The sequence below is a fragment of the Cupriavidus sp. OTU4054 genome, from assembly GCF_038440175.1.
GTDB classification, from domain to species: Bacteria; Pseudomonadota; Gammaproteobacteria; order Burkholderiales; family Burkholderiaceae; genus Cupriavidus; species Cupriavidus pauculus_D.
On record NZ_JASATF010000044.1, the window covers coordinates 26,545 to 36,467 of the forward strand.

The window sequence follows — 9,923 nt, forward strand, 5'->3', positions numbered from 1 at the left end:
GACCCCAGCAAGCGCAAGAAGCAAGGAGACCCCATGAACATCCTCGTCGCAGGCTTCCAGCACGAAACCAATACGTTCGCACCGACCATGGCGAGCTACGAAAGCTTTGTCCGCGGCGAGGACTTTCCGGCGATGGTGCGGGGCGAGGCGGTCTACGGCCTGCTCGACGTCAATGTGCCCGTCAGCGGATTCATTCACCACGTGCGCGCGCATGGCCACACGGTCACGCCCGTGATCTGGGCGGGGGCGGGGGCCTCGGCCCACGTCACGACCGATGCGTACGAGCGCATCGCGGGAGAGATCGTCGAGGCCGCAAAGCAAGGCAAGGCAGCCGGCAGCTACGATGCGATCTACCTCGACCTGCATGGCGCCATGGTCGCGCAGCACCTCGACGATGGCGAAGGCGAGCTGCTCGCGCGCCTGCGCGACGTGGTCGGCGCCGACATGCGCATCGTGGTCTCGCTCGACCTGCACGCCAACGTGACCGAGCGCATGCTGTCGCTGGCCGACGGCCTCGTCGCGTATCGCACGTATCCGCACGTCGATATGGCCGAGACGGGCCGGCGCGCGGCCGAGATGCTGCTGGAGATCGGCCGCCACGGCAAGCGCCCCGTCTGCGTGGCGCGCCGCGTGCCGTTCCTGATTCCCGTCAACAGCATGTCCACGATGATGCAGCCGACGCAGGGCGTCTATGCGCTGCTCGAACTGCTCGAAGACACCGCGCCGGCCGATCTGCTGTCGCTGTCGTTCGCGCCGGGCTTTCCGGCCGCGGACTTTCCGGAATGCGGGCCCGTGGTCTGGGGGCACGGCTTCGAACGCGGCAGCGTGGAGCGCGCGGTCGATGCGCTGGTCGCGCGCATCTGCGAGCCCGAGTCGCAATGGGCCGTGCAGTTCGAAGCGCCCGACGCGGCCGTGCGGCATGCGATGACCGTGGCGCGGACCGCGACGCGTCCCGTGATCCTGGCCGATACGCAGGACAACCCCGGCGTGGGCGGCGACGGCAACACGATGGGCATGCTGCGCGCGTTGCTGGCGGCCGGCGCGGACGAGGCGGCCATCGGCATCGTCTGCGATCCCGCCGCCGCGGCCGCCGCGCACCGTGCCGGTGTCGGCGCCAAGATCGAGATCGCGCTTGGCGGCTGTCCGCAGGTGGCCGGCGACGCGCCGCTGCGCGCGACGTTCGAGGTGGAAGCGCTGTCCGATGGCAGGTTCACCTATGGCGGCCCGATGATGCACGGCAAGGCGGCCGACATGGGACCGATGGCGCGGCTGCGCATCGACGGCGTGCTGGTGGCCGTGAGTTCGGCCAAGGCGCAATTGCTCGACCGCAACATGTACCGCGTGGTCGGGATCGAACCTGAGCAGATGAAGATTCTCGTCAACAAGAGTTCGGTGCATTTCCGCGCGGATTTCGCGCCGATTGCCGAAGAGATCCTCGTGGTTCGCGCGCCGGGACCGTTTATCGCGGACCCCGCCGAGCTGCCATGGCGCCGGCTGCAGCCGGGCATGCGCCTGAGCCCGAACGGGCCTGCGTTCTGATCAATGCCCCGTGTCCTGCGTCATGTCGCGCAGGAATCGCGCGAGCACGGGATCGAACTGGGCGGGGGCTTCGCGGAACGGTGCGTGGCCCACGTGGGGGAGCCGCAGGCAGCGGCCCTCCCACAGGTTCGCGTAGGCCAGGCTGTCAATGTAGTCGAGGTTGAGAAAGCGGTCGTTCGCCCCGTTGACGATGGCTAGCGGCACGGGCAGCGATTCCACGAGCGCACGCTGATCGACGCCCGCGCCCGCGCGGGCGGCCTCGAACATCGTCTTGCGCGCGATGCCATCGGTGCGCGCGATCGCCGCGCGCAGTTCGGGCGTGAAATGCTCGCCGAAGATTGCATGGCCGAACGTCTCGATGTCTTCCGCCGAGAGCACCTGCTGGCTGGCGAGCCGCATATGCGGGGCCGGCAGGAACCCGACCGACAGGTCGCGGCCCACGGGCGGCGTGCCGCAGATCAGCATGCCGCGCACGCCGCGGAAGTGCGCGGCGATCTCGAGCGCGATATGGCCGCCGAGCGACCAGCCGACCAGAATCACGTCGTCGATGCAGAGCCTTGCCAGCAGTTCGATCGCCGCATCGGCAAAACCGGAGCGCGTGTACGTGCGGATGGGGTCGATCGCGTTCGACGATTCGCCGTGGCCGGGCAGGTCGAAGGCGATCAGGCGGTGCGAGGCGGCCAGCGGGCCTTCCATCTGGTGGCGGAACACGGCGCGGCACGACGAGTTGCCGTGGATCAGCAGGACCGGCGGCGTACGTGACGTATGCGAATGATGGGCGCCGGCGCTACCCGAATCTTCGACCGCGATCTGTCCGTGGGAGGTTTGCAGCAGGTATTGGCGTGGCATGGCGGCATCGGCGCGAGACGGCGGGTGCCAACCATGCTAGCCACAGCGCCGCGGCCCGATTTTCACCGGGCCACGGATGTTGCCTAACTGCGTGCTCAACCGAGAAGCAGGGCGTCGTCGTCGAGCTGTTCGTGGCGCGTCTGCTCGAACATCTTGAGCAGGTCCGGCACGTCGAGGCCCTTGCGCTGGTCGCCCGAGACATCGAGCACGACCTGCCCCTGATGCAGCATGACCGTGCGCTGGCCGTAGTCGAGCGCCTGGCGCATGCTGTGCGTGACCATCATCGTCGTGAGCTTGCTCTCCTCGACGATGCGCGCGGTCAGTTCCAGCACGAAAGCGGCCGTCTTCGGATCCAGCGCGGCGGTATGCTCGTCCAGCAGCAGGATGCGCGACGGCTGCAGCGAGGCCATCAGCAGGCTCACGGCCTGGCGCTGGCCGCCCGAGAGCAGGCCGATACGGTCCGTCAGGCGGTTCTCCAGCCCGAGGTTCAGCAGGCGCAGCTTGTCGCGGAACAGCTCGCGCGACGCCTTGTTCAGCGCGCCGCCAAAGCCGCGGCGCGTGCCGCGCGCCATGGCCAGCGCCATGTTCTCCTCGATCGTCAGCGCCTCGCAGGTGCCCGCCATCGGGTCCTGGAACACGCGCGCGACCAGATGCGCGCGGTCCCATGCGGGCTGCTTCGTGACGTCGGTCTCGTCGATCATGATGCGGCCCGTATCGACCATCTGGTCGCCGCTGATCGCGTTGAGGAACGTGGACTTGCCGGCGCCGTTGGAGCCGATCACCGCGACGAACTGGCCGCTCGGGATATCGAGGCTCAGGCCGCGCAGCGCGCGCGTCTCGATCGGCGTGCCGGGATTGAAGGTGAGCTTGAGGTCGGTTGCGCGAAGCATGTCAGGCACCTCCGTTCTTGCGCGCGAACAGCTTCTTGCGCGTGGCGGGCAGCACCAGCGCCAGCGTGACCAGCGCGGCCGTGACGAGGTTCAGATCCTGCGCCTTGAGGCCGATGAAGTCGCTGTTGAGCGCCAGCGCAATGAAGAAGCGATAGAGGATCGCGCCGAGCACCACGGCCAGCGTCACCCACACGAGCCGGCGTGCCGGCAGGATGGTCTCGCCGATGATCACGGCGGCCAGCCCGATGACGATCGTGCCGATACCCATCGAGATATCGGCGCCGCCCTGCGTCTGCGCGAACAGCGCGCCGGCCAGCGCGACCAGCGCGTTGGAGAGCGCCATGCCGGCCAGCGTGGCGCGGCCCGTGGCAATGCCCTGCGCGCGCGCCATGCGCGGATTGGCGCCCGTGGCGCGCATCGCGAGGCCCAGCTGCGAGGCGAAGAACCAGTCGAGCGCGAGCTTGGCCACCACCACCACGACGAACAGCAGGGCGGGGCGCAGCACATAGTCGGGCAGCCATTCGGGCTGCAGGACCGTGAACAGCGTGGGCTCGGTGATCAGCGGCACATTGGGGCGGCCCATGATGCGCAGGTTGATCGAATACAGCGCGATCATCATCAGGATACTGGCGAGCAGGTCCATGATCTTGAGGCGCACGTTGAGCCAGCCCGTGATGAAGCCCGCCACGGCGCCCGCGGCGATGGCCACCAGCGTGGCGAGAAACGGATCGTACCCGGCCGAGATCAGCGTGGCCGCGACGGCGCCGCCGAGCGGAAAGCTGCCATCGACGGTCAGATCGGGAAAGTTGAGGATGCGGAAGGAGATCAGCACCCCGAGGGCGACGAGACTGAAGATCAGGCCGATCTCCAGGGCGCCCAGCAGAGAGAAGAGGGACATGGGGAATCCTGTGCCGGGACGCGCGGGCGTCCCGGCTGGCAAGGCTGACTGGGGCTTACTTGATGACGGTCTTGGCTTCCTTGACCAGTTCCGGCGACAGCGTGACGCCTTGCTTCTCGGCTGCGCCCGTGTTCACGAACAGCTCGAGGTTGTCCGAGGTCTGGGAGGCGATCGCGCCGGGCTTCTCGCCCTTGAGGATGCGCACCACGATCTTGCCGGTCTGGTGGCCGAGGTCGCCGTAGTTGATGCCCAGGGCCGCGACGGCGCCGCGCTTCACGCTGTCCGTATCGGCGGCGACGAGCGGAATCTTCGATTCGTTCGCGACCTTGACCAGCGCTTCATACGCCGAGACCACATTGTTGTCGGTGTTCGTGTAGATGACGTCCACCTTGCCGGCGAGGCTCTTCGCGGCCGGGCCGATATCGACGGTGCGCGGCGCGGCGGCTTCCTTCAGCGTCAGGCCCTGCTTGGCCAGGATTTCCTTGAGCGCCTTGACCACGACCACCGAGTTGGCTTCACCGGGGTTGTAGACCATGCCGACGGTCTTCGCCTTGGGCACCACGCGCAGGATCAGCGCCACCTGCTTGTCCAGCGGCAGCTGGTCCGAGACGCCGGTCACGTTGGTGCCGCTCGGGCCCCATGCCTTGACCAGCTGGGCGGCCACGGGATCGGTCACGCCCGAGTACACCACGGGCACCGTCTTCGTGGCGGCGACCACGGCCTGCGCCGACGGCGTGGCGATGGCGACGATGGCGTTCGGCTGGTCGCCGACGAACTTGCGCGCGATCTGCGCGGCCGTGCCGGTGTTGCCCTGCGCGCTCTGGTATTCCCACTTCAGGTTCTTGTCGGCGTCATAGCCGGCGCTCTTCAGCTCGGCGCGCACGCCGTCGCGGATCGCGTCCAGCGCGGGGTGGTCGACGATCGACAGCACCTTGACGGTCTGGGCGTGCACGGCGCCGCCGGTCAGCAGGGCGAGCGCGGTGGCCGCGCCGAGGGCGGTACGCAGGAAATTCGAATGGGCAGATGCCTTGAGACGCAGCATGTAGTTGTTCTCCGCCGAAGGTTGGGAATGGGTTCTCAGGAAGCCCGAGAGGATACCATTTTCGGCGGCGGAGAGGCCCGCTTTTAGTGCGGCGGTGCGGCATATCGTGCCGCAATTGGCTGCGGCACGCGATGCAACGCGCATTTAATTGCGCGGAAATGCCGTTTTTGATGCGATTCGGCACTCCGGGCCGTGGCCCGGGTCGGCTCGGGCGGTCAGCGCAGTGCGTTCGCGCAATCGCGCACCAACAGGGGGCCACGGTAGATCAGGCCGCTGTACACCTGTACGAGTTTTGCGCCGGCGTCGATCTTCGCGCGCGCATCGGCGCCGCTGAAGATGCCGCCCACGCCGATGATCGGCACCGCGTCGCCGACGACCGCGCGCAGCGCGCGCACGACGCGCGTGGAGGCTTCGAACACGGGCCGCCCCGAGAGGCCGCCGGCCTCCTCGGCATGCGGCAGGCCCTTGACCGCGTCGCGGGAGATCGTCGTGTTGGTCGCGATCACGCCGTCGATGCCGTGGCGCACGAGGGCATCGCCGATATTGCGCACCTGATCGTCGTCGAGATCGGGCGCGATCTTCAGCGCGAGGGGCACGTAGCGCTTGTGCTGGTCGGCCAGGCGCTGCTGTGCCTCGCGGAGCGTGGACAGCAGGCCGTCCAGTTCGCTCGCGCCCTGCAGCTGGCGCAGGTTCTTCGTGTTCGGCGAGGAGATATTGACGGTGACGTAGCTCGCGTGCGGATACACGCGTTCCAGGCAGTACAGGTAGTCGTCCACCGCGCGCTCGATCGGCGTGTCCGCGTTCTTGCCGATGTTGAGGCCCAGCACGCCGCCTTCCGCCTTCCATCGCGAGGCCTGCACGTTGGCGACGAATGCATCGACGCCGCCGTTGTTGAAGCCCATGCGGTTGATCAGCGCGTCGGCCTGCGGCAGGCGGAACATGCGCGGGCGCGGATTGCCCGGCTGCGCGCGCGGCGTGACCGTGCCCACTTCGATAAAGCCGAAGCCGAGCGCGGCCAGGCCGTCGATATAGGCGCCGTCCTTGTCGAGCCCCGCGGCGAGGCCGACCGGATTCGGAAACTTCACGCCCATCACGGTGCGCGGGTTGTCGGCGATGCGGTTGCCGATGCAGCCGCCCAGCCCGGCGCGCTTGGCGCGCAGGAGGTTGTTCAGCGTGAAATGGTGGGCATCTTCCGCGTCCATCGAGAAAAGGGCGGGGCGGAACAGGGGATAGAGCGCGTTGAGCACGGGGCGAAAGACGCGGCGGGCGCCGCAAGGGAGTTCAGGTCAGGGCGGCATTGTACCGGGTGCGGCGGGGCCGTCCGGTACGGCGGGCTCGAAGGCCTGCCACTGGTTGCCGGTGAGCACCTGCAGCGGACGGAAGCGCGACTTGTAGGCCATCTTGCGGCTGTCCGCGATCCAGTAGCCGAGGTAGAGATGCGGCAGGCCGAGCTCGCGGGTCTGGTTGATCTGCCAGAGGATGTTGTACGTGCCGTAGCTCGCGCCGACGTCGAGCGGATCGTAGAACGTGTAGACCGAGGATAAGCCATCGTCGAGCACGTCGATCATGCTGACCATGCGCAGGCGTCCGGCCTCGGGCGAGTCGGGCGGCTCCCGGAATTCCACGAGCCGCGAATTCACGCGGCTCTGCAGCAGGAACTGCTCGTACTGGTCGCGGCTGTCCTGGTCCATGCCGCCGCCCGCGTGGCGCATCGACTGATACAGCAGATACAGCGCGTAGTGCTCTTCCATGTACGTCAGCGGCGCCACCAGCGCCTGCAGGTTCGCGTGCTGCTTCCACGCGCGGCGCTGGCTGCGGTCGGGGTGGAACTGGTCCACGAGCACGCGGCACGGGGTGCACGCGTGGCATTCGTCGCAATAGGGGCGATACGTGAAGATGCCGCTGCGCCGGAACCCGGCGCGGACGAGGCGCGAATAGACATCCGCGTTGATCAGGTGGGCGGGCGTGGCCACCTGCGAGCGGGCCATGCGGCCGTCGAGGTAGCTGCACGCGTATGGCGCCGTCGCATAAAACTGCAGCGCGGAAAGCGGGAGTTCCTTCAGCTTGCTCATGGCAGTGGCGTCCAGGCGAATGATGTGCCTGAACGCAGTCTAACAGAGGCCACGGCAGTGTTGCGGCGTCAGTCCGCGCCGCTGTTGCGCCACGCCCAATGGGCGAGCACCGACTTGTCGAACCGCCAGTCCGGAATCTCGGGGAGGGCCGCCGCCGCCCGCACATGGGCAAGGAACGCCTCGCGCGCGATGGGGCTCGCGCCGAGCGAGGCGAGGTGCTCCGTTTCCTGCTGGCAGTCCACGAGCGCCACGCCGTGGCCGACGAGAAACGCGCACAGCGCCGCGAGCGCGATCTTGGACGCATCGGTGCGATGCGCGAACATCGACTCGCCGTAGAACATGCGCCCGAGCGCCACGCCGTACAGCCCGCCCACGCGCTTGCCCTCGTACCACGCCTCCACCGAATGCGCGAGGCCGTTGCGGTACAGCGCGCTGTAGGCCGCCACGATCTCGTCGGTGATCCATGTGCCGAACTGGCCGTCGCGGGGCGTCATCGCGCACGCGCGCATCACGGCGACGAAATCCGCATCGACGCGGATCTCCCATGCGGGGTCGCGCAGCACGCGGCGCAGCGTCTTGCGCAGCGTTGACGAGACGCGTAACGCCGCGGGTGCGAGCACCATGCGCGGATCGGTGCTCCACCAGAGCACCGGTTGTCCTTCGGAGTACCACGGGAAAATGCCCTGCCGGTAGGCCAGCAGCAGCCGCTGCGGCGACAGGTCGCGGCTGGCCGCGAGCAGGCCGGGCGCGTCGGATGCAGGGCCCAGCGCCCGCTCGACGGGCGGAAACGGGTCCTGCGGGTCCAGCCAGGTAATCATGGGTTCGTGCCCCGGCGCGTCTCAGGGGGTGAGGGTCGGGGTGACGGACGCGCGGCTCTCGAGCGGTCGCATGGGCTTGTCGATGTCGAGGGTGTGCAGGCGGAAGCTGCCGTCCGCGATGCGGCCGGCGGCGCGATCCGCGAAGAAGCTGCGCAGCGTGTGGATGACGGTGGGAAACGCGAGGTCGTCCCACGGCATCTCGTCCTCGGTCACGAGCTTCACCTCGAGGCTTTCCTCGCCGGGGGCAAAGTCGAGGTCCTCGAGCGTCGCGAGGTAGAACAGATGCACCTGATGCACGTGCGGCACGTTCAGCATCGAGAACAGTTCGCCCATCTGGACGCGCGCACCGGCTTCCTCGAGGGTTTCACGCATGGCGCCCTGCGCGGTGGTCTCGCCGATTTCCATGAAACCCGCGGGCAGTGTCCAGAAGCCATAGCGCGGCTCGATCGCGCGTTTGCAGATCAGGATCTTGTCTTCCCATACCGGGATGGTGCCGACCACGTTACGCGGATTCACGTAATGAATCGTGCCGCAGTTGTCGCAAACGCTGCGCGGTCGGTTGTCGCCATCGGGTACGCGCAAGACGACCGCGTGGCCGCAGTTCGAGCAGAATTTCATGAGGGGCGTCCGGAAGGAATGGCGCCAAGTGTATCACCGCGCCGCCGGCCGCCCCCATGGCGTTTCCACTGCCCTTGCTGTCGCCCTCGCTGTCTTCCGCCAGCCGCGTGGACCGGCGCCGCATCAGCGGCCGCTCGTGCCGGTGGTGCCGGGCGAACCCGGTACGGGCGCCGGTGAGGCGGTGCCCGGCGCGGTGGTGCCGGTACCCGGCGTCGTGCTCGGACGGCCCATCGTCGAATCGGTACCGCTGCGCGGCATCGTCCGGTTGCTGTCGCGCGGCATGGTGCTGTCGCGGGCGCGGTCACGTGTGCTGCTGTTGGGGTTGGTGCCGCGCGCGCCCGAAGGGTTCGTTGCCGGCGTATCGCCGGGACCCGTGGTGCCCGAGGCCGTGCCCGTGCTCGTGCCCGGCGCGCCGCCCATGCCGGTGCCCGTGCCGGCGCTACCGCCACCGCCGCCCGCGCCGCCGCCCCCACCACCGCCGCCGCCACCCTGTGCCCATGCCGCGCCGCTCGCGAGCATCGCGCAGGTCAACGCTGCGGTGATCCACTTAGCCGAAGTCTTTCGTTGGTTGGAAGTCGCCATGATCTCTGCTCCTCTGAGAAACGAGTGATGGAGTGAGGACTTCCGCAAGACGCGTTCCTGCCCGCGTTCCTGTCGCTTCTTGCGGGTCAGGGCGGGGATGCCGCACATATCGCGCCGACCATTGCATATTGCACGTGGCAGCGGTGCAGATATTGCAGGCAATAAAAAACCCGCTGCGCAGCAGCGGGTTTTCGAAATGCGATGACGGCGTGTTGGTAACCAGGTTGGTTGCGGGGGCAGGATTTGAACCTGCGACCTTCGGGTTATGAGCCCGACGAGCTGCCAGACTGCTCCACCCCGCGTCCGTCGAAGCTGAAATTATATGTCATCTAATTTTGCATTGCAACACTTATGCCGACTTACTTCCAGGGCGCCGCTTCGAACTCGAAGCTATCGCGTTGCTGCAGGTCGTCACGCTGCCAGATCACGCGGTCTCGCCGCACGGTAAGCATCCACGTGGTGGTCTCGCGCGGATGCGTGGTATCGAACGCGCGCGGTGTCAGCACCGCGGCGGCGCGGCCATGGAGCGGGTCGCGCACCGAGGTGTATCGAATGACGCCGACACCGGCTTGGGGGGGGGGGGGGGGGGGGGGGGGGGGCGGGGGGGGGGGGGGG

At 68.0% G+C, this 9,923-nt stretch carries 10 protein-coding genes, 1 tRNA gene and 1 pseudogene; 1 reads left to right on the plus strand and 11 read right to left on the minus strand.

Annotation, left to right across the window (positions count from 1 at the left end):
• The first annotated feature begins 33 nt into the window (after positions 1 to 33).
• Positions 34 to 1,539: a M81 family metallopeptidase gene (locus AAHB16_RS30920; RefSeq protein ID WP_150371426.1), complete on the plus strand. Its 1,506-nt coding sequence runs from the start codon at positions 34 to 36 to the stop codon at positions 1,537 to 1,539.
• Here the strand turns inward: AAHB16_RS30920 and AAHB16_RS30925 are convergent, their stop codons facing one another.
• The 11 genes and pseudogenes from AAHB16_RS30925 to AAHB16_RS30975 all read right to left on the minus strand — a co-directional run.
• On the minus strand, positions 1,540 to 2,388 hold the full coding sequence (locus AAHB16_RS30925) for an alpha/beta fold hydrolase (protein ID WP_342052782.1): 849 nt from the start codon (positions 2,386 to 2,388) through the stop codon (positions 1,540 to 1,542).
• A gap of 95 nt (positions 2,389 to 2,483) precedes the next feature.
• Positions 2,484 to 3,278, minus strand: a complete 795-nt coding sequence (locus AAHB16_RS30930) for an ABC transporter ATP-binding protein (RefSeq protein WP_150371428.1) — start codon at positions 3,276 to 3,278, stop codon at positions 2,484 to 2,486.
• 1 nt (position 3,279) lies between these two features.
• Positions 3,280 to 4,176 carry an ABC transporter permease gene (locus AAHB16_RS30935; RefSeq protein WP_150371429.1) on the minus strand — a complete coding sequence of 299 codons (897 nt, stop codon included), beginning with the start codon at positions 4,174 to 4,176 and terminating at the stop codon, positions 3,280 to 3,282.
• 55 nt (positions 4,177 to 4,231) lie between these two features.
• Entirely contained in the window at positions 4,232 to 5,218 is a 987-nt protein-coding gene (locus tag AAHB16_RS30940; RefSeq protein WP_150371430.1) for an ABC transporter substrate-binding protein, read from the minus strand.
• 215 nt (positions 5,219 to 5,433) lie between these two features.
• Positions 5,434 to 6,465 (minus strand): quinone-dependent dihydroorotate dehydrogenase, encoded by a 1,032-nt coding sequence (locus AAHB16_RS30945; RefSeq protein ID WP_150371431.1) that lies wholly within the window; start codon positions 6,463 to 6,465, stop codon positions 5,434 to 5,436.
• 39 nt (positions 6,466 to 6,504) lie between these two features.
• Positions 6,505 to 7,290 carry an arginyltransferase gene (locus AAHB16_RS30950; RefSeq protein ID WP_342052783.1) on the minus strand — a complete coding sequence of 262 codons (786 nt, stop codon included), beginning with the start codon at positions 7,288 to 7,290 and terminating at the stop codon, positions 6,505 to 6,507.
• A gap of 68 nt (positions 7,291 to 7,358) precedes the next feature.
• Complete coding sequence (aat, locus tag AAHB16_RS30955; protein WP_150371433.1) at positions 7,359 to 8,108, minus strand: leucyl/phenylalanyl-tRNA--protein transferase; 750 nt, start codon at positions 8,106 to 8,108, stop codon at positions 7,359 to 7,361.
• Between the two features lie 21 nt (positions 8,109 to 8,129).
• Positions 8,130 to 8,726 carry an NUDIX hydrolase gene (locus AAHB16_RS30960; protein ID WP_342052784.1) on the minus strand — a complete coding sequence of 199 codons (597 nt, stop codon included), beginning with the start codon at positions 8,724 to 8,726 and terminating at the stop codon, positions 8,130 to 8,132.
• A gap of 123 nt (positions 8,727 to 8,849) precedes the next feature.
• Positions 8,850 to 9,308 (minus strand): hypothetical protein, encoded by a 459-nt coding sequence (locus AAHB16_RS30965; protein ID WP_150371435.1) that lies wholly within the window; start codon positions 9,306 to 9,308, stop codon positions 8,850 to 8,852.
• A 225-nt stretch (positions 9,309 to 9,533) separates the two neighbouring features.
• Positions 9,534 to 9,610: transfer RNA gene (locus tag AAHB16_RS30970), tRNA-Met, on the minus strand.
• Between the two features lie 57 nt (positions 9,611 to 9,667).
• A pseudogene (locus tag AAHB16_RS30975) lies at positions 9,668 to 9,923 on the minus strand (hypothetical protein); the annotation flags it as partial.